Source organism: Variovorax restrictus, assembly GCF_051216715.1.
Classification (GTDB): Bacteria; Pseudomonadota; Gammaproteobacteria; order Burkholderiales; family Burkholderiaceae_C; genus Variovorax.
In genome coordinates this window covers 3,040,705-3,060,101 of the sequence record NZ_JBPJZH010000001.1, presented here as the reverse complement: position 1 = coordinate 3,060,101, position 19,397 = coordinate 3,040,705, and the positions used below count along the sequence as shown (strand labels likewise).

Here is a 19,397-nt window from a genome sequence, read left to right as displayed (position 1 = left end):
TCGAACGAGGTCCCCATGAAGATTCATCTGACGCTCGATGGCCGGGTCGTGCCCGCGACCCTGGTCGACAGCGACGCGGCCCGCGCCTTCGCGGCCATGCTGCCGCTCGCGATCACGCTGCATGGCCTGTTCGGCCGCGAGAAGTTCGGCCCGCTGCCGGGCGCGATGCCGGTGGCCGAACAGCGCTCGCAGGCCTACGAGGTGGGCGACATCGTCTGCTGGTCGGCGGGGCCCAACCTCGCGATCCTCCATGCGCAGGACGGCCAGGCGCTCAGCGGCGGCTTCCATGTGCTCGGCCGCATCGATACCGGGGCCGAGGCTTTCGGCGCGCGCGGCCCGCTGGATGTGCGCATCGAACTGGCGGACGACGATGGCGATGCAGCGCTGCCGAACGACTGCGCTGCCTACCGCGGCAGGAAGCCCAGCATCTGCGCGGCCAGCGCGTCGTAGTCGCCGCCCAGGTGATGCCCGCCCGGCATCGCCACGGTGCGCGTCTGCGACGCGTCGAGCAGCGGGCACAGCGCATCGGCCTTCTCGTCGGTGCCGTAGAAGCACACGGTGTTGGCCGCCTTGAGCTTCACCGCCTCCGGGAGGATCGGCTTGTCGCCGCTCTTGCCGAGCCAGTTGGCCACGTGGAACTCGAAGGCCGCCTTCTGACCTGGGGCCAGCAGCACGTTGAGCTTGATGCTGTCCTTGGCGCGCTGGGGCAGCCGGTTGTAGACGAAGGGCAGCACGTCGGCCCCCTGGCTGAAGCCGATGAAGACGACCTCGCTGCGCTGCCAGCGCGCGGCGTAGTAGCGGATCACGCGGTCCATGTCGTCGGTGAGGCCTTCCGGCGTGCGGGCCTTCCAGAAGTAGCGCAGCGAATCGATGCCGACCACCGGCACGCCGTCTTTCGCGAGCGCCGCGGCCAGCGCCTTGTCGATGGAGGCCCAGCCGCCGTCGCCCGAGATCAGCACCGCAAAGCGCTTGCCGGGCGTCTTGGACGGCACCTCGACCACCGGCAAGTCGGACAGTTGGGCGGGCGGCGCGCCGAGCGCGGCGCGTTGCGACGCGAGCTTGTCGTAGGCCGCGGTGAATTCGGCGGGCACGGCATCGGCTGAGCCAGCGGTTGAGGGCACGACCCAGCTTGCACCGGGCACGGCCTTGACGAAGGCGGCTGGTGATGCGGCCACCGAGGTCGCCGTGCAGGCGGCAGCGTTCGCAGGCGGCGTCGCACTCCAGGGCGCGACCAACCGCTTGGCCGGCTCGAATTCGATGCCTTTGTCGGCGGCCGTGCGTGTCTTGAACTGGTTGGCCGTGCACAGCGGCATTGGCAGGCTCATGCGTGGGCAAAAGCCGACCGACAGCGCGCCGGTGAAGTTGTCGGCCGGCGACTGCGCCAGCAGCACATACGGAAAGGCCGCGGCAGCGCCCGTGCCGACCAGGATCGGCTCGATGTAGGTCTGCATCCGGTCTTGTGCCTGGACGTGGCGCGCGAAGTTGTCGACCGAGCCGCCGCCGTAGACGCACTTGGACACCTGGCTGTCCGCCATGAGCCGGCGGTAGAACGGGTCGAGCGGCACCAGCGCCACCATGGCGCCGCGCCCGACCATCGTGTCGGCCAGCTGCCGGTCGCCCGGCGCGGGCGTCTCGCCGCCGGTGAAGAGCATCACGAACTGCTGCACCATGCCGGCCGGGCGCAGCAGCTGGATGTTGTCGAACTGCCCGTGCGACACCGTGCTGGCCGATGGGGCTGCCAGCGGCCGGGCCTGTGCGCGGCCGAGCGCCGGCACCAGCAGCGCGATGCTGCAGATGGCGAGCATGCAGAGCTCGCGCATGCCGTGCTTGCGGAATGGCCTCTTCACCGAGAACCTGGCTTTTTCTTCGGGTTGGCCGCCGTCGCCGATCAGTGCCGCCACGTCGGCCAGCACCAGCAGCGGCGAGATGCCGCCCGGCGCGGTGAGGTAGCGCGCTTCCCAGCTCGGCTCGAACTTGTCCTTGTAGTTGTAGAGGCCGCGAAAGCTGTAGAAGCGCTCGCCGTACGTGAAGAGCAGCCGACCCAGCCGCTGCCAGCGCGGTGCGCGGGGCCGCGTGGCCATGCCGGCCATCGGCGACATGCCCAGGCCGAAGCTGCGGTAGCCGCGCTCCTGCGTGTGCAGCAGGACTTTGGCGAAGAGGTAGTCCATGGTCCCGGGCGGTGCGTTGGGCGCATAGCGCATCAGGTCGACGCCGGCGTCTTCGGCGGCCTCGGTCATCTGCAGGCTGGCGAAGGCGATCACGCGGCCTTCTCGCCGAACCACGGCCACCTGCAGGCGACGCAGGTAGTCCTCGTCGAAGCGGCCCACCGAGAAGCCTTTCTCGCGCGCCGACTGGCGCTCGAGCCAGGCGTCGGACACGGCGCGCAGCTCGGCCATCACTCTGTCGACCTGCGCCGGCGAGAGCACCTCGAACACCAGCCCTTCGCGCTCGCCACGGTTCAAGCCCGAGCGCAGGTCGGCGCGCTTGGCGCCCTTCAGGCTGAAGTCCTGCAGTTCGATCTGCGCGTATTCGCCGAGCTTGAAGGCATGCAGGCCGCAGTCGAGGTACAGCGGCAGGCTCGATGGCCGCACCTGGTAGAAAGCCGGCCGCCCGCCGTTGGACGTTGCGAGTTCGACGAAGCGCCACACCAGGTCGGCCCACTCGCGTTTGTCGCCGATGGGGCCGAACAGCGAGATCCATGAGCGCCCCTGCCGCCCGAACATCAGAAAGCTGTGGCCCGATGGCGAGAACAGCAGGTGCTTGTCGCCAGTGAGCGCGTAGCAGCCTTCCGAGAACGGATTGGCCCGCACGATGGCGGCGGCCCGGTCGAGTTCTTCAGCGGTGGCGCGCGCGAGCGGTGCGGCGGTGGGCCGCAGCAGCTGCCACAGGCCGAAGGCCAGCGCCGCCAACTCGACCGCCAACAGCGCGCGCAGCGAGCGCGGTGCCTCGGCGTCGAGCTCGAACTGCCACCACAGGCGGTTGGTGTAGCGCACCTCCTGGTAGGCGAACACCAGCAGCCAGGTGCAGGCGATGAGCACGCCGGCCAGCGTGAGCAGCCAGCCGGGCTCCATGCGCTGAGCGAACAGCGACGACGGCCGATCGAAGTGGCGCCGCGACATCAGCAGCAGCACGGCCAGCGTCGACAGCAGCGCGGCCTCGTTCAACGCAATGCCCTTGGGCAGGGCGAGCACCGCGGAGATCACCGACAGCACGATGGCGGCCCACCAGGCCGCGTCGAGCCGGTGGAACAGGCCGCGCGCCAGCAGCAGGAAACCCAGCCCGGCGATGCTGCCCAGAAAGTGCGAGGCCTCGATCAGCGGCAGCGGCACGTCGAGCACGGCGAGCAGGTCCTTGGCGTCTGCGGTGAGCGGCGTCACACCCGACACCAGCAGCCAGATGCCCGCCACCAGCGCCAGCGCCGCCAGCAGCCGCGGGCTGAGGCGCACGGCTGCGCGCGCGATGGGCGCGGCCACGCCGGAACGCAGTTCGTAGGTGACCACCATGCCGGTCGCGACCACCAGCGGCAGCACGTAGTAGATGCCGCGGTTGAGCAGCAGCGCGCCGAGCATCGCGTCGGTGCCGACATGCGACTGCGTGGCCAGCAGCATCACCGCCTCGAACACGCCGACGCCACCCGGCACGTGGCTGACGATGCCTGCCGCGATGGCGATGGCGTAGAACACGATGAAGGTCGGCAGCGGGATCTGGCCGGGCGGCAGCAGGAACCACAGCGCCGCGGCCGAGGTGCCGAGTTCGACCGCCGAGATAAGCAACTGGCGCAGCGCCAGCCGGGTCGTCGGCAGCCGCAGCGTCCATCGCGCGCCGATGCTGAGCACGCGGCGCCGTGTGCACAGCCACAGGAAAGCGCCCAGCGCCAGCAGCGCTGCCGCCGCCGCGATCTGCAACAACGCGGCCGGCAGGTGCAGCAGCGGCGCGACCTCGGCAGCGCCCCACAGCAGGCCGAGCGCGCCGAAGGCCGTGATGCCGAGTCCGAAGGCGATCAGGTTGAAGACGATGACCTGCGCGATCTGGTGCGGCGTCAGCCCGGCGGCGGTGTAGATCCGCGTGCGGATGGCGCCGCCGGTGAGCGGCCCCAGGCCGATGGTGTTCGACAGGGCATAGGCCACGAAGGAGGTGACGAACACCGTCTGGCGTGGCACCTTGGCGTGCGCATACCCGAGCGCCGAGAAGTCGTAGCCGGCCAGGATCAGGTAGCTCAGCGCGGTCGTGGCCACGGCCAGCGCGATGTTCAGGTCGGGCGTGGCCGACACGGCCTTCATCACCGCGTCGTAGCGAACTTCGTCGAGAAAGCCGTGCAGTGCCTTGGCCATCAAGGCGAAAAGCAGCAGGCCGGCGGCGGCCATCAACCAGGGACGGAGGCGGGGCCACCAGGCGCCGAGCCAGAGCACGGGCGCGGCAAGGGGCCGGTCGGGGGAGGATTCCATGCGGGACGGGAAGGGGTTCAGGGAGCGGAACGCAACAGCACGTTCTTCGGTTATCGGTTGAACAACGTTTGTGTCCACGGCTTGGCGGACCGATTCCGCATCGCCCCCGCGTTTTTGTGGACGAATGCCGATGGCCGGTGTCCGGCTCTCTTGCCGAACGGCCTAGCGTTCGCCCCTGCGGTAGGGCTTCATCAGGGCTTGGGGGTAGCTGGCTTTTCGTGCCACCAGCACCAGCGCCAGGATCGACAGCAGGTACGGCAGCATCAGATAGAGCTGGTACGGCAGCACCGCGTCGCCCGACTGCTGCAAGCGCAGCTGCAGCGCGTCGAAAAAGGCGAAGAGCAGGGCGCCCAGCAGCGCCTTGCCCGGCCGCCACGACGCGAACACGACCAGCGCCACGCAGATCCAGCCGCGGCCGTTGACCATGTTGAAGAAAAACGCATTGAAGGCCGATAAGGTGAGGAAGGACCCCGCCACGCCCATCAGCGCCGACCCCGCGACGATGGCGCCGGTGCGCGTGGCCGCGACCGACACGCCCTGGCCTTCGGCCGCCTGCGGGTTCTCGCCGACCATGCGCACCGCCAGCCCGACCGGCGTGCGGTACAGCACCCACGCCACCAGCGGCACCAGCACCAGCGCCAGCAGCGTGAGCGGCGTCTGCGCGCCCAGCACCGGGATGGGGAGCCATTCCATCGGCGCGAAGGGCGTGACCGTCGGCGGCGTGTTCACCTTTGGGAAGCTCACGCGGTAGCCGTAGTAGCTGAGCGCCGTTGCCAGCAGCGTGATCCCCAGCCCCGAGACGTGCTGCGACAGCGCGAGCCCGACCGTGAGAAAGGCATGCAGCAGCCCGAACGCCATGCCGGTGAGCGCGGCCACGCCAACGCCGACCCACAGCGGCGCGCCGGCATACACCGCCAGCCAGCCGGCGAAGGCGCCCGCGACCATGATCCCCTCGATGCCGAGGTTGAGCACGCCCGCGCGCTCGCACAGCAGAACGCCCAGCGTGCCGAATATCAGCGGTGTGGCGATGCGCAGTGTCGCGACCCAGAAGGACGCGTTGGCCAGGATGTCGAGCAGGTCGCTCATGTGCGCCGGACCTTGTATTGCGTCAGCAGCGTCGCCACCAGCACCGCGATCAGCGAGGCCGCGACGATCACGTCGGCGATGTAGGTCGGCACGCCCACCGCGCGGCTCATGGTGTCGGCGCCGACCAGCACGCCGGCGACGAACACGCCGGCCGCGATCACGCCCAGCGGATGCAGCCCGGCCAGCATCGCGATCACGATGCCGGTGTAGCCATAGCCCGGCGACATGTCGAGCGTGACGTAGCTGGTGCGGCCCGCCACTTCGATCGCGCCCGCCAGCCCGGCCAGTGCGCCCGAGAGCAGCGCGACCATCACGACCGTGCGCGTGACCGGCACGCCCGCGAAGGCGGCGGCGCGCGCATTGGCGCCGACCGCGCGGATGTCGAAGCCCAGCACCGTGTGCTTGAAGATCGTCCACACGATGACCGCGAGCGACACGGCCCAGAGCAGCCCGGAGTGCACGCGCGTCTGCGCGATCAGCTTGCCCAGCTCGAGGTCGGGCTGCAGCGACACACTCTGCGGCCAGCCCATCGCGGTCGGGTCCTTCATTGGTCCGTCAAGCAGCGCCGACACCGCCAGCAGCACGATGAAGTTGATCAGCAGCGTGGTCACGACCTCATCGACGCCCAGCTTGTTCTTCATCAGCGCCGGTCCGAGCAGCATCAGCGCACCGGCCAGCGCGGCCGCGATCATCATCAGCGGGAACAGCAGCCACGGCGACGCCTCGAAGCCGGTGCCGCCGTGCATGCCGCCAACCGCCACGGCGGCGAGCGCGCCGGCATACAGCTGGCCCTCGGCGCCGATGTTGAAGAGACGCGCCTTGAAGGCGACGGTCGCGGCCAGGCCGGTGAGGATCAACGGGATGGCTCGCGTGAGGGTCTCGCTCCATGCGAACACCGAGCCGAAGCCGCCCTGCAGCAGCAGCGCGTAGGTGCGCCCGACCGGCGCGCCGGCCCACAGCACCAGCAGCGCGCTGACGGCGAGCGTGAACGCGACCGCGCCGATGGGCGCGAGCACCAGCGCGGCGCGCGATGTTGCATGACGGCGCTCGAGCCTCATGCGTGCGTCCCCGCTGTACCTGCCATGGCGAGGCCGATGGCTTCGCGCGTCCATGCCGTCGCCGGGCGCGGTTCGCCAAGCTGACCGCCGTGCATCACCGCCACGCGGTCGCCCAGCGCCAGCACCTCGTCGAGGTCGTCGGAAATCATCAGCACCGCGGCGCCTGCATCGCGCGCGGCGATCAGTTGCTGCTGCACGTACGCGACCGCGCCGATGTCCAGGCCCCAGGTCGGCTGATGCGCGACGATCAGCCGCGGCGGCTTGCGCTGGCCATTGGCGGATTCGGGCGCCATCAGCGCGCGGCCGAGGATGAGCTTTTGCATGTTGCCGCCCGAGAGCGAACGCGCCGGCGACTGCAGGCCCGCGCCGCGCACGTCGTACGCCTTTTCGACGCGCAGCGCGTGCGCGCGCGCCGCGGCACGGCGCACCCAGCGGCCGAGCGGGCTCCAGCGCGAGAAGGCCGGGCTGCGTAGCCGTTCGGACACCGCGTTCTCCCACACCGGCAGGTCGCCGATCACGCCCACGGCATGGCGGTCTTCGGGGATGCGCGCGACGCCGCGCGGCACCAGCTTCGCGGGCGAGGGCGGCAGCGCGCGGCCCATCAGCGTGACCGTGCCGCGCGTGCTCTTGCGCGTGCCGCTGAGCAGCTCGGCGAGCGCCACCTGGCCGTTGCCCGACACGCCAGCGATAGCGACGATCTCGCCGGCCTTCAGCGTCAGCGTGACGTCTTCGAGTCGGTCGTGGCCGCTGCCGGTGGTCGACACATGGTCGAGCACGCAGACCCCGTCACCCACCGTTTGTGCCGGGCGTCGCGCGGTCTTCTCGACCGCGTGGCCGACCATCCACAGCGCCAGCTCGGCCTGCGTGGTGTCGGCGGCGCGCGCCTCGGCGACCAGTTTGCCGCCACGCAGCACGGCGATGCGCTGCGACACGCGCAGCACCTCGCCCAGCTTGTGGCTGATGAAGATGATCGACAGGCCCTGCGCCACCATCTGCGCGAGCGTGGCGAAGAGCGCCTCGCTTTCCTGCGGCGTGAGCACGGCGGTCGGCTCGTCGAGGATCAGGATGCGCGCGCCGCGGTAGAGCGCCTTGACGATCTCCACGCGCTGCCGCTCGCCGACCGATAGCTCGCCGATGAGCGCGTCGGGCCGCACCGGCAGGCCGAAGCGTTCCGCCACGTCGAGCAGCCGGGCGCGCGCGGCGCTGCGGCGCGAGACCAGCCGCCACAGCGGCTCAGTGCCCATCAGCACGTTGTCGAGCACGCTCAGGTTGTCGGCCAGCGTGAAGTGCTGGTGCACCATGCCGATGCCCGCGGCGAGCGCGGCCTTCGGGTTGCCCGGTGCCAGCGGCTGGCCGAACACCTCGATGTCGCCCTCGTCGGCCGTGTAGTGGCCGAACAGGATCGACATCAGCGTCGACTTGCCCGCCCCGTTTTCGCCCAGCAGCGCGAGCACCTCGCCTGCATGCAGGTCGAGCGAGATGTCGTCGTTGGCGGTGAGGGCGCCGAAGCGCTTGGTGATGTTCCGAAGTCGGAGGACCGGCGAGGTCACGAACACTTATTTGGCTGTCGACTTCGGCTGGCCGTCATCCACCTTCACGGTGAATTTGCCGGCCAGGATGTCGGCCTGCTTGGCCTTCACCTTGGTCACGATCTCGGCCGGGACCTTCTTCTCGAAGGTGCCCAGCGGCGCGAGTTCGGAGCCCTTGTGCTTCATCATCGAATATTGTCCGTAGTCCTCGGCCGTGAACTTGCCTTCCTTGACCAGCTTGATGGCGCGGTCGGCCGAAGGCTCGAAGTTCCACAGGGCCGAGGCGACCACGGTGTCGGGGTACTGGGCCTGCGTGTCGATCACGTTGCCGATGGCGAGCTTGCCCTTTTCCTTGGCAGCGTCGCTCACGCCGAAGCGCTCGGCGTACATCACGTCGGCACCCTTGTCGATCATGGCGAAGGCGGCTTCCTTGGCCTTCGGCGGGTCGAACCAGCTGTTGATGAAGCTCACGCTGAACTCGACCTTCGGGTTGGTTTCCTTGGCGCCGGCCATGAAGGCGTTCATCAGGCGGTTCACTTCCGGAATCGGGAAGCCGCCGACCATGCCGATCTTGTTGGTCTTGGTCATGCCGCCGGCGACCATGCCGCTCAGGTAGGCCGGCTCCTGGATGTAGTTGTCGAACACGCTGAAGTTCGGCGCCTGCGGCTTGAGCGACGAGCCCATCAGGAAGGCGACCTTCGGGAAGTCCTTGGCGACCTTTCGGGCGGCGGCTTCGACACCGAAGACCTCGCCCAGGATCAGTTGGTTGCCGGCCGTGGCGTACTCGCGCATCACACGTTCGTAGTCGGCGTTGGCCACGTTCTCGGTCGCCTTGTATTCGATCTCGCCGCGCGCTTCGGCGGCCTTCAGCGCCTTGTGGATGCGGCCCACCCATTGCTGCTCGAAGGGCACGGTGTACACCGCCGCGACCTTGAGCTTGGCCTGGGCCAGCGCGAGGCCGGGGGCGCCGGCGGCAACAGCTGCGGCGACGGCAATGGAACGGACGATCAACTGGCGGCGTGCGTGCACGGTGCTTCTCCTCGGGTTTTTGAAATGGGGGCGCTGCGCGCGTTACTTGGTGCCGAAGATGCGGTCGCCCGCGTCGCCGAGGCCCGGCAGGATGTAGCCGTGGCTGTTCAACTCGCGGTCGATCGCGGCGGTGTAGATCGGCACGTCGGGGTGCGCGGTCTGCAGGTTCTTCACGCCTTCGGGGCAGGCCAGCAGACAGACGAACTTGATCGACTTCGGGCTGAGTTCCTTCATGCGCTCGACCGCGGCGATGGCCGAGTTGCCGGTGGCCAGCATCGGGTCGACCACGATGATGTCGCGGTCCTGCATCTCGCTGGGCATCTTGAAGTAGTACTCGACGGCGGTCAGCGTCTTCGGGTCGCGGTACAGGCCGATGTGGCCGACGCGCGCGCCGGGCACCACGCTCAGCATGCCTTCGAGGATGCCGTTGCCGGCGCGCAGGATCGACACCAGCACCAGCTTCTTGCCGTCGATCACCTTCGAGGTCATGGTCTCGAGCGGGGTTTCGACCTCGATCTCCTGCATCGGCATGTCGCGCGTGACCTCGTAGGCCATCAGCATGCTGAGCTCGTTGAGCAGGCGGCGGAAGCTGTTGGTGGAGGCGTCCTTGCGGCGCATCAGGGTGAGCTTGTGCTGGACGAGGGGGTGGTCGATGACGTGAACGTTGCTCATGGTGTCGAAAGCGCGGCGGTGAAGCCTTGTTGTGGTTTTCGGAAAGGGTGAGAGTCTAGAAGACGGTGCCGTCGCTTTCGATCTGCAGAGGAGGCGAACCGTCACGCAAGCGCTGTGCCAGCACGCGGCCCGCGGCCCAGGTGCCGCCTTCGAGCACGCAGGCGAGCGGGAGATCGTCGGCGCTGCGGCCCAGCAGTGCGCGCACGCGCGGGGCCAGCTCGTCGAGCAGGGCGACGGTCAGCGCGCGCCATTCGACGATGAACGCGTCGCCGGCCTTCCAGGTGCGTGCCGCCAGTGCCGGGTCGCGCAGCAGGATCACGCCGCTGTCGACCAAGAGGCCGCCGTTGCGGTACTCGGGCAGGCCGGTGAGCGCATCCAGCCCGCGCACCTTGACGCCGGCCCATTCGAAGGGTTCGAGCAGCGAATAGGTCAGCCATTGCGACAGCTTGTGGAAGGGCATCCAGCCGTTGGTGAGGCCCGGGCCATGCACGCCGGGGTGGCGCCAGCAGTCACCCAGCGCGAAGTCGGGGTTGCCCGAGCCGAGGCCGCCGGGCGTGTCGCTGCCATCGGCCGCGATGCTGTCGACGAAGTTGGCCGCGGGCCAGATGCGCGAGAGCGATGCCAGCAGCAGCGACAGCAGATCGTGCGCCGTGACCTCCGCCGTCGCCGGTATGCCGGGGCCGGCCGGCCCGACCAGCGCGTCGAACAGACCGCCGGGGCGGCCGTGCTCGCCGAAAACTTCGGGCTGCTCGGCCAGCGCTTCGCCCAGCCGGCGCAGCAACGTCGTGCGGCCGGCGATGCCGACCAGCGGATTCACGTCGCTGACCTGGAAGGCCTGGCCGAGGCGGTCGGCGATCAGCCCGCGCAGGCCGGCCGCGTCGACCTGCAGCGGCCGGTCGGGGTCGGACGAGAAGAGCCCGCTGGTGAAGGCGTGGAAGCTCGCAACGCCCAGCCCTTCGGAGCGTGTGAAGCGCTGGCCGCTCGCCGACTCGACGTAGTGCCAGTCGGGGCCGGCCCCGGCGTCGAGCAACACGCTGACCAGCACCAGGTCGATCTGCACCCGCGCCCGCTCGCGCGGCGTGACGCCGTCGCCCAGCAGGCGGTCGAGCGCGGCCAGGCGGTCGATGCCGCCGGCCTCGAAATGGCGCCAGCGGCTGTGGAAGGGGATGCGGCCCGACGGGTAGCGCTCACGCGTGACCTCGGCCACGACCTGCGCCGCGTCGTCGAGCATCGTGTCGCCGCCGATGGAGAACCAGGTCGATTCGCCTTGGCGCGCGCGGGCCAGCAACTGGGCGGCGCGCTCGCGCACGGCGGCGGTGGTGCGCAGGTAGGCGGCGGCCGGGCCGGGCTGGGTGAAGTCGGTGTCCGGCGCCTGCGCCGCGTCCAGGTTCAGTCCGTAGTTGTCTTGACTCATCATTCGCTCAATCCGCGGCCTTTGGCCTTCTTCAGTTCTTCGGCGTCGGGCACGGCGCCCGGCGTGAAATAGCCGGCGGCCATCTTCGCGTCCATCTCGACGCGGGCGTCGGCCGGGATCAGTTCGTCGGGGATGTTCACCCGCTCGCCGATCTCGATGCCCGAGCCGGTGATGGCGTCGAACTTCAGGTTGCTCATCGACACCAGGCGGTGGATCTTCCGGATGCCCAGCCAGTGGAAGACGTCGGGCATCAGCTCCTGGAAGCGCATGTCCTGCACGCCGGCCACGCATTCGGTGCGGGCGAAGTACTGGTCGGCCGTGTCGCCGCCGACCTGGCGCTTGCGCGCGTTGTAGACCAGGAACTTGGTGACTTCGCCGAGCGCGCGACCTTCCTTGCGCGAGTAGGCGATCAGCCCGACGCCGCCGCGCTGCGCGCCGCGGATGCATTCCTCGATGGCGTGCGTGAGGTAGGGCCGGCAGGTGCAGATGTCGGAGCCGAATACGTCGGAGCCGTTGCACTCGTCGTGGATGCGGGCGGTGAGCTCGACCTCAGGGTTCGCCAGGTCGCGCGGGTTGCCGAAGATGTAGAGGGTCTGGCCGCCAATGGGCGGCAAAAAAACTTCCAGGTCGGAACGGGTCACCAACTCGGGGTACATGCCGCCGGTTTCCTCGAACAACACGCGGCGCAGGTCGGTTTCGGAGCAGCCGAAGCGCTTGGCGACCTCGGGCAGGAACCACACCGGTTCGATGGCCGCCTTGGTCACCATCGCGGCGCCACCGGCGGTGAGGAACTTGCCGTCGGCCTTCAGGCGGCCGGTCTGCAGCGCCTCGATCACCTCCGGCAGGATGACGTGCGCCTGGGTCACGGCGATGGTCGGGCGGATGTCGTAGCCGGCCGCCAGCTCGGTCGAGAACACGTCGGCCACCGCTGCACCCCAGGGGTCGAGCGACACGATACGTCCGGGGTCCGACCATTGCGGGTACGGGCCGATGAGGTCGGTCGGCGACGTGTTGGTGAGGTCGGCCTTGTGCTGCGGGTTGAGCGCTCCGGCCGCCACGGCCAGCGCGCGGTACACGCTGTACGAGCCGCTGTGCGTGCCGATCACGTTGCGGTGCGCGCGCTTGGTGGTGGTGCCCACGATCGGCCCGCGCTCGGTGGCGGTCGCGGCACCCCAGCGGATCGGCAGTGCGCCGAAGCCGCCGGCGTGCGAGGTCAGCCGGATGTGGCGCGGTGCGCCGGCGGCGGGCGAATAGACCGGGGAGAGCGAGACGGAGACGGTGGCCGCATCGGACTGCGCGGGGGAAGGGGACTGCGGGTTCGGTGAAGCGGGGTGGGGAGAATTCGAGACGGTGTCGACAGACATTGCAGGCCCTCAAAAAATGCAATGTAGCGATCGACTCTCTGGCTGGCAAGCGCGGCGGTCCACGACCGCGCTCGCCGCGCCGCGTTCAGGCGATGCGCAGCGCTCGGTCGAGCGACAGCCGACCGGCACCGCGGCCGACCAGGTACAGCAGCAGGGCGGCCCACGAGAGGTGGGTCGGCCACGCGTCCGGGTAGACGAAGACCTGGATCACCAGCGTCATGCCCAGCAGCGCCGCGGCCGAGAGGCGGGTGAAGAGGCCCAGCACCAGCAGGACCGGGAACAGGTGTTCGGCATAGGCCGCGAGATGCGCTGCGATCTCCGGCGGCACCAGCGGCAGCCGGTACTCGGTGCGGAAGAGTTCGTAGGCGCCGTCGCTGATGTGGAGCCACCCGTCGACCTTGGTGCGGCCCGACAGGAAGAAGATGGCCGCGATGGCGATGCGCGTCGCGAGGGCGAGCAGGTCGTGCGGCACGCCGCGTTCGAGACGCTGGGCCAGCGCGTTCCAGCGTTGGCGCAGGCCGACGGGTGCAGCGGCGGATGAACGCATGGTCGACATGGCAGGCCTTTCAAGGGACGGGGAGGGGCAGGAAGACGCCGGCGCGCAGGAGCTGTGCGAGCACGCTGGCCAGGTCGGTGTCGGGCCGGGCGGCGAGCGCGCCTTCGGCCGCTTCGCCGAGCGTCGCGCCAGCGGCGCAGGCGTCGAGCAGTGCGCAGCCGCCGTGGCAGAGGGGTTCGGTGTGCACGGCATCGAGCGGGCGCGTGAGCAGGCCGCCGTCGCCTTGCCAGTCAATGGGGGCATCGGCCTCGGTCGTGTCTCGGTTGCGTTGCCAGATCGCGAACACCGGGTGCGCGTCGAAGCAGGCCCAGCGCGCGGCCGGATGCGGCTGCAGCCGCAGCGTGCCCAGCGCTTCCGACGGCAGGCCGGCCAACGCATCCGGGGCCAGCACGCCCGCATCGGCGGCGGCATGGGCTTCGCGCCACAGCACGTCCATCCGCGCCACGCCGGGCAGATAGGGCAGCGACGCGGCCGGCTCGAAGCGTGCGAGGAAGTCCGGGAAGCCGGCGCCGTAGACCAGCAGTCGGCCGTCCCGCGGCGGCTCGCCGGCGACATGCAGTGCGGCGGCCGCGCGGAACCAGTCCTCGCCGACCAGCCGTTGCACGGCGGGGAAGTTGGCGGCCAGCGCGTCGATGCAGGCCTTCATCACGGTGTTGCGGTAGACCGCGAAGGCCGGCTGGGCGGCCCAGGCGTCGACGTCGGCATGGCCACGGCCGGCGCGGCCGAACAGCGCGTCGGCGAAGGCTTGTTGAAGGGATGAAGTGGGCGTCATGCGGCCACCGGCTGCTGCAGCATCGTGTGTGCGTGCTGGCGCTCGGCCATCAGTTCGGCGAACGAGGGCACGTTGCCGTCGCGCTCGATCAGCGTCGGCCGCGGGCCGATGCGATCGACCACGCGGCGGAACAAGGCCCACACGCTGTCGGCGACCGGCGCGTCGTGGGAATCGATCAGCAACGCGGGACCGAGCGCCGGGTCGGTGCTGTGCCCGGCCAGATGCATCTCGACGACGGCGTCGCCCGGAACCCGGTCGAGCCACGTCGTCGCGTCGAAGCCGAGGTTGCGCGCCGACACGTGCACGTTGTTGATGTCGAGCAGCAGCGCGCAGCCGGTGCGGCGCACCAATTCGCCGAGAAAGTCGATCTCGTCCCAGTCGTGCCCGTCGATGCGCAGGTAGTGCGATGGGTTCTCGATCGCGATGCGCCGGCCTAGCGCATCTTGCGTGCGCCCGATGTGCGCGGCGATCCGCTGCAGCGCCGCGTGATCGCGGACGACCGGCAGGAGATCGGGGAAATGACGGCCGTTGACGCCCGACCAGGCCAGATGCTCCGACACCAGCGCCGGCTCGACGCGCCGCACCAGCGCGGCCAGCCGACCGAGGTGGGCTGCATCGGGCGCCTGCTCGCCGGCCAGCGACAGCGACACGCCGTGCAGCGACACCGGATGGCGGGCGCGCACGGCCTCGAGCCACGCGAGCCGAGGGCCCCCGTCGACCAGGTGGTTTTCGGCATGCACCTCGAACCACAGGCCGGCATCGGTGGCGGCCAGCGCCGCATCGAAGTGCGCGGGCTTGAGCCCGAGCCCGGCAGACAGGCCGATGTCCGGCGTGGTCATGACGGGCCTCAGCCCTTCATCGGCGCGAGCGTGCCCATGCCCTTGGGCGTCTTGATGGTCGTGCAGGTGCCGGCCGGCACGTTCTTCCAGGCATTGGCCTGGTAGTCGACCTTGGAGGTGCCGGCGCAGGTGGTGCCGGGGCCGGCCGCGCAGTCGTTCTTGCCGGCCATGGAGACGCCGTAGCACTTCTCCATGGCGGGCTTGGCCATGTTGTCCTGCATGGGCTTGGCCTGGGCCAGGGCAGCACCGGAGGCCAGTGCGCCGAGGGTGAATGCGGTGATGGCGAGGGGACGTGCGATCATGGAAAAGCTCCTTGGTGGTGGGAAGCCCCGCCGGACGGCGAGGTGCCTTCTACTTCGCCATCGCGGGCGGGCCGGTTACAGGGCGCGGCACAATCCGCCCGAACTTTTATTCCGGCCGATGCTGTAACCGGCGCGCTGCATGAACCGAACAACCGTCGAGAGTCCCGCGCGAATGAACGATGCCGAAGCGGTGCTGCACGACCTCTTCGTCCGTGGCTTGGCCGGCGATGCCGTGGCCTACCGCACCTTCCTCCAGAAACTCGGGGTGCACCTGCGGGCCTTTCTCGGTCGCCGCCTGTTCGGGTGGCCCGATGATGTGGAAGACCTCGTTCAGGAATGCCTTCTTGCCATGCACAACCAGCGTCACACCTACCAGACGGACCAGCCCTTGACGGCCTGGGTGCATGCGATCGCGCGCTACAAGCTGATCGACCTGCTGCGTGCCAAGGGCAGCCGCGAGGCGCTGCACCAGCCGATCGACGACGAGCTGGCGGTGTTCGCCGAATCGTCCACCGATGCCAGCGATGCGCGGCGCGACCTGGGCGGGCTGCTCGAGAGCCTGCCCGACCGGCACCGGCTGCCGATCGTCCATGTGAAGCTGCACGGCCTGTCGATCGCCGAGGCGGCGCAGGCGACCGGCATGTCGGAGTCGGCGGTGAAGGTCGGCATCCACCGCGGGCTGAAGGCGCTCGCACTCAAGATCAAGGACAGCCGATGAAGACCGACGAACTGATCGCCCTGCTGGGGGCCGACGCCACGCCCGTGCCACGGCAGGCGACCACCCGCCGGCTCGCGTTGGCGCTGGCGGTGTCGCTGCCGATCTCGGTGGCCTTGCTGCTGGTCGAATTCGGCCCGCGCCGCAATCTCGTCGAAGCCATGTTCTGGCCGATGTTCTGGGTCAAGGCGCTGTTCCCCATCGCGATCGCCGCGGCCGGCTTCGTGCTGGTGCACCGGCTGGCGCGGCCGGGGATGCGGGGCGGCCTGGCCTGGCTGGCCGTGGTGGCGCCGGTGCTGCTGATCTGGGCGCTGGCAGCTTTCGACTGGACGATGGCCGCCCCGGCCGACCGCAGCGCCATGCTCTGGGGCGAGACGTGGCGCAGCTGCGCCTTCAATATTCTGGCGCTGGCCATGCCGACCTTCGTCGCGGCGATGTGGGTGCTGCGCAGCCTGGCGCCGACGCGGCTGGCGCTGGCGGGCGCGGCGGCCGGCGCCCTGGCCGGCGGCGTGGGCGCCGCCGTGTACGCGGTGCACTGCATGGAGCTGGCATCGCCGTTCCTGGCGGTCTGGTACATGGCCGGCATCGCGTTGCCGGTGGCGCTCGGCGCTGTGCTGGGGCCGCGTCTGCTGCGCTGGTGAAGGGCCGCGCGGCGACGGCCAGCAGAGATTGCGATGGCGCACGACAATCGCGCGCACCTTCATCCGGAGCATCCCATGGCGCTATCCCTCTACGACCTGTCCGTCCCCGTCTTCACCCGTGGCCTTGGCCAGCTGGCTCATCTGCTCGACAAGGGGCTGGCGCACGCGCAGGCCCACGACATCGACACGGCCACGCTGGTCGGCGCACGGCTGGCACCCGACATGTTCACGCTGGCGGGACAGGTGCAGAGCGCGAGCGATGCGTCCAAGCTGGGTGCGGCGCGGCTCGCCGGCATCACGGCACCGAGCTTTCCCGACACCGAGACGACCTACGAGGAACTGCAGGCGCGCGTCGCGAAGACGCTCGATTTCCTGAAGACCGTCGAGCGCGCGCAGATCGACGGCTTCGAAGCGCGTGAAGTCGTCGTGAAGAACCGCCGCGGCGAAATGCATTTCACGGCCGATCGCTACCTGCTGCAGTTCGCGCTGCCAAACTTTTTCTTCCACGTCACGACCGCGTATGGCGTGCTGCGCCACAGCGGCGTGCCGATCGGGAAGATGGACTACCTCGGCAAGTTCTGACCGGCGGCGTCGACGGGCAGCGGCTTCGTCGGCCAGCCGGCGAGGTGGCGCTCGGCGATGCCGGCGAGCGCGGTGATCCACGCCGGGCTGTCGTTGAGGCAGGGGATGTAGCGGAAGTCCTTGCCGCCCGCATGCAGGAAGGCTTCGCGGCCTTCCATGGCGATTTCTTCCAGCGTCTCGAGGCAGTCGGCCGGAAAACCCGGGCACATCACGTCGACCCGCGCCGTGCCCGCCGCCCCCAGTTCGCGCAACGTCGGCTCGGTGTAGGGCTCCAGCCATTTGGCACGGCCGAAGCGCGACTGGAAGGTCACGCGGTAGCGGTCCGCCGGCAAGCCCAGGCGCGCGGTCAACAGACGGGCCGTCTCCAGGCACTGGCCCTGGTACGGGTCGCCCAGCCGGATGTTGCGCTCGGGAATGCCGTGGAAGCTCATCACCAGCTGGTCGGGGCGGCCGTTCTGCTTCCAATAGGCTTCCACGCTCTGCGCCAGCGCGTCGATGTAGCGCGGGTCGTCGTGGTACTGGTTCACGAAACGGAGTTCGGGCAGGCTGCGCTTGGTGCGCGTCCATGCCGTGACCGCATCGATCACGCTGGCGGTGGTGGTTGCCGAATACTGCGGGTAGGCCTGCATCACCAGCACGCGGGTCGCGCCCTCGGCCTGCGCCGCGTCGAGCTGCGAGGCGATCGACGGGTTCGCATAGCGCATCGCATGCCGCACTGACAGCCGGTGGCCGCGCTCGCCGAGCCGGCCGGCCAGCAGCTTGGCCTGCTTCTCGGTCCAGACCTTCAGCGGCGAGCCTTCGGGCAGCCAGATGCTTTTGTACTTGGCGGCCGACTTGGCCGGTCGCACCCGCAGGATGATGCCGTGCAGGATGAGGCACCAGATGGCGCGCGGGATCTCGATCACGCGGTAGTCGTGCAGGAACTGCGAGAGGTAGCGGCGCACCGCGGGGGCTGTGGGCTCGTCGGGTGAACCGAGGTTGCACCAGAGGATGACGGTGCGGTCTTCGGCAGGGTGGGCGTGGGGTGCCCCGCTGCCGTGTGTCGTTTTGGAAGGCATGCGATATTCTGGGCCATGACCTTGGAGACACCGGCCCTGGCGGGCCATGACGGGCTAGACCTGACGCGCATCGCAGCGATTTCGCTCGACCTGGACGACACGCTGTGGCCGATCTGGCCGACCATCGAGCGGGCGGAGCGCGTGCTGCACGCGTGGCTGCTGCGCGAGGCACCGAAGACCGCCGAGCTGCTGGTGACTCCGGGCGTGTTGCGCGAGCTGCGGCAGGCCACCGAGCGGGAACGCTCCGACCTCGCCCACGACCTGAGCGCCTTGCGCCGCGAGTCGATCCGTGCGGCGCTACGGCGTGCCGGTGAAGACCCGGCGCTGGCCGACCCGGCCTTCGACGCCTTCTTCGAGGAGCGCCAGCGCGTCGAGCTGTACGACGACGCGCTGCCAGCGCTGAAGTGGCTGAGCGAGCGCTACCCGCTGGTCGCCATCTCCAACGGCAATGCCGACATCCATCGCACGGGCGTGGGCCGCTGGTTCCGCACCGCGTTCAACGCGCGCGCCTTCGGCAGCGGCAAGCCGCACGCGCCGATCTTCCGCGCAGCGGCGGCTTCCGTCGGCCTGTTGCCGCGCGACGTGCTGCATGTGGGTGACGACGCCGCGCTCGACGTCGTCGGCGCGCTCGATGCCGGCATGCAGGCGGCCTGGCTGGCGCGCGACACCGACGACGAGCGCAAGCCGTGGACCTACGGGGCGCGCCCTCAGCTGGTCGTGCCGAACCTGCATGCGCTGTGCATGGCGCTCGACGCACGCTGAGGGATTGCCCCGATCGGCGGAACTAATCCGGCACGAGGGACACGGAGAGACTGGCCGCGATGTGAGCGGCCGTTTCTTTTGTTTCTGTTTCCGTTGAAAGGTTTTCTTCCGATGATGTCATTCCGCCGCCTGTCCGCCTGCCTGCTCTTCCTCTTTCTCTCGCTCGGAACCCTGGCCTCCATGGCCCAGGCGCAGCAGATGGTCAGCGTGGCGCGGGAGACGGTCAACATGCGTTCGGCGCCCGGCACGCGCAGCACGGTGCAGTGGGCGCTGTCGCGCGGCTACCCGCTGCAGGTCATGGCGCGCAAGGGCAGCTGGCTGCAGGTGCGCGACTTCGAAGGCGACCGCGGCTGGGTGCTGCGCGCGTTGACCGGGCGCACGCCGCACCACGTGGTGAAGGCGAAAGTGGCCAATCTTCGCGGTGCCCCCACGACGCGGGCGCGCCTCGTCGGCAAGGCCAGTTACGGCGATGTGCTGCGCACGCTCGATCGCAAGGGTGATTGGGTGAAGGTGCAGCGGGCCAATGGCGGCAGCGGCTGGGTCGCGCGCCGCCTGCTGTGGGGCTGGTGAGCC

General features: G+C 69.7%; 19 protein-coding genes. 6 read left to right on the top strand and 13 right to left on the bottom strand.

Going from position 1 to position 19,397, the window contains the following annotated elements; genetic code table 11:
• The first annotated feature begins 15 nt into the window (after nt 1-15).
• On the top strand, nt 16-450 hold the full coding sequence (locus ACSFA0_RS14460; RefSeq protein WP_435450850.1) for a cyclophilin-like fold protein: 435 nt from the start codon (nt 16-18) through the stop codon (nt 448-450).
• Here the strand turns inward: ACSFA0_RS14460 and mprF are convergent.
• The 12 genes from mprF to ACSFA0_RS14400 all read right to left on the bottom strand — a co-directional run bounded on the left by mprF (nt 405) and on the right by ACSFA0_RS14400 (nt 15,066).
• Entirely contained in the window at nt 405-4,445 is a 4,041-nt protein-coding gene (gene mprF / locus ACSFA0_RS14455) for a bifunctional lysylphosphatidylglycerol flippase/synthetase MprF (RefSeq protein WP_435450849.1), read from the bottom strand. The two genes, ACSFA0_RS14460 and mprF, sit on opposite strands and share 46 nt — an antisense overlap.
• A gap of 162 nt (nt 4,446-4,607) precedes the next feature.
• A complete protein-coding gene (locus tag ACSFA0_RS14450) occupies nt 4,608-5,531 on the bottom strand; it encodes an ABC transporter permease (RefSeq protein WP_435450848.1) in 924 nt (307 codons plus the stop codon).
• The gene (locus ACSFA0_RS14445) at nt 5,528-6,589 is read right to left on the bottom strand and encodes an ABC transporter permease (RefSeq protein WP_435450847.1); all 1,062 of its coding nucleotides are present in this window, start codon (nt 6,587-6,589) and stop codon (nt 5,528-5,530) included. The genes ACSFA0_RS14450 and ACSFA0_RS14445 overlap by 4 nt, the downstream gene beginning before the upstream one ends.
• Nucleotides 6,586-8,139 (bottom strand): ABC transporter ATP-binding protein, encoded by a 1,554-nt coding sequence (locus ACSFA0_RS14440; RefSeq protein WP_435450846.1) that lies wholly within the window; start codon nt 8,137-8,139, stop codon nt 6,586-6,588. Before ACSFA0_RS14440 ends, ACSFA0_RS14445 begins: the two co-directional genes overlap by 4 nt.
• A gap of 6 nt (nt 8,140-8,145) precedes the next feature.
• Nucleotides 8,146-9,147, bottom strand: coding sequence for a BMP family protein (locus tag ACSFA0_RS14435; RefSeq protein ID WP_435450845.1), 1,002 nt, complete (start codon nt 9,145-9,147; stop codon nt 8,146-8,148).
• A gap of 42 nt (nt 9,148-9,189) precedes the next feature.
• Complete coding sequence (upp, locus tag ACSFA0_RS14430) at nt 9,190-9,819, bottom strand: uracil phosphoribosyltransferase (RefSeq protein ID WP_435450844.1); 630 nt, start codon at nt 9,817-9,819, stop codon at nt 9,190-9,192.
• A 55-nt stretch (nt 9,820-9,874) separates the two neighbouring features.
• Nucleotides 9,875-11,233, bottom strand: coding sequence for a URC4/urg3 family protein (locus ACSFA0_RS14425; protein WP_435450843.1), 1,359 nt, complete (start codon nt 11,231-11,233; stop codon nt 9,875-9,877).
• A complete protein-coding gene (locus tag ACSFA0_RS14420) occupies nt 11,233-12,597 on the bottom strand; it encodes a GTP cyclohydrolase II (RefSeq protein WP_435450842.1) in 1,365 nt (454 codons plus the stop codon). Before ACSFA0_RS14420 ends, ACSFA0_RS14425 begins: the two co-directional genes overlap by 1 nt.
• 85 nt (nt 12,598-12,682) lie before the next feature.
• A complete protein-coding gene (locus ACSFA0_RS14415; RefSeq protein WP_435450841.1) occupies nt 12,683-13,153 on the bottom strand; it encodes a DoxX family protein in 471 nt (156 codons plus the stop codon).
• A 10-nt stretch (nt 13,154-13,163) separates the two neighbouring features.
• Nucleotides 13,164-13,925: an HvfC/BufC family peptide modification chaperone gene (locus ACSFA0_RS14410; RefSeq protein ID WP_435450840.1), complete on the bottom strand. Its 762-nt coding sequence runs from the start codon at nt 13,923-13,925 to the stop codon at nt 13,164-13,166.
• Complete coding sequence (bufB, locus tag ACSFA0_RS14405; protein ID WP_435450839.1) at nt 13,922-14,764, bottom strand: MNIO family bufferin maturase; 843 nt, start codon at nt 14,762-14,764, stop codon at nt 13,922-13,924. The genes ACSFA0_RS14410 and bufB overlap by 4 nt, the downstream gene beginning before the upstream one ends.
• Before the next feature lie 8 nt (nt 14,765-14,772).
• Nucleotides 14,773-15,066 (bottom strand): BufA1 family periplasmic bufferin-type metallophore, encoded by a 294-nt coding sequence (locus ACSFA0_RS14400; RefSeq protein ID WP_435450838.1) that lies wholly within the window; start codon nt 15,064-15,066, stop codon nt 14,773-14,775.
• Between the two features lie 139 nt (nt 15,067-15,205).
• On the opposite strand from ACSFA0_RS14400, the gene ACSFA0_RS14395 reads away from it, so the two are divergent.
• From ACSFA0_RS14395 to ACSFA0_RS14385, 3 genes are all read left to right on the top strand, one after another.
• A complete protein-coding gene (locus ACSFA0_RS14395) occupies nt 15,206-15,784 on the top strand; it encodes a sigma-70 family RNA polymerase sigma factor (protein WP_435450837.1) in 579 nt (192 codons plus the stop codon).
• Entirely contained in the window at nt 15,781-16,422 is a 642-nt protein-coding gene (locus ACSFA0_RS14390; RefSeq protein WP_435450836.1) for an NrsF family protein, read from the top strand. The genes ACSFA0_RS14395 and ACSFA0_RS14390 overlap by 4 nt, the downstream gene beginning before the upstream one ends.
• A gap of 75 nt (nt 16,423-16,497) precedes the next feature.
• Nucleotides 16,498-17,004 (top strand): DUF1993 domain-containing protein, encoded by a 507-nt coding sequence (locus ACSFA0_RS14385; protein ID WP_435450835.1) that lies wholly within the window; start codon nt 16,498-16,500, stop codon nt 17,002-17,004.
• On the opposite strand, the gene hemH is transcribed toward ACSFA0_RS14385, so the two are convergent.
• Nucleotides 16,986-18,062, bottom strand: a complete 1,077-nt coding sequence (hemH, locus tag ACSFA0_RS14380; protein WP_435450834.1) for a ferrochelatase — start codon at nt 18,060-18,062, stop codon at nt 16,986-16,988. The genes ACSFA0_RS14385 and hemH overlap by 19 nt on opposite strands.
• Nucleotides 18,063-18,077: 15 nt before the next feature.
• On the opposite strand from hemH, the gene ACSFA0_RS14375 reads away from it, so the two are divergent.
• Both ACSFA0_RS14375 and ACSFA0_RS14370 read left to right on the top strand, forming a co-directional pair.
• The gene (locus ACSFA0_RS14375) at nt 18,078-18,824 is read left to right on the top strand and encodes an HAD-IA family hydrolase (protein WP_435450833.1); all 747 of its coding nucleotides are present in this window, start codon (nt 18,078-18,080) and stop codon (nt 18,822-18,824) included.
• A 111-nt stretch (nt 18,825-18,935) separates the two neighbouring features.
• Nucleotides 18,936-19,394: an SH3 domain-containing protein gene (locus ACSFA0_RS14370; protein ID WP_435450832.1), complete on the top strand. Its 459-nt coding sequence runs from the start codon at nt 18,936-18,938 to the stop codon at nt 19,392-19,394.
• Nucleotides 19,395-19,397 lie beyond the last annotated feature (3 nt).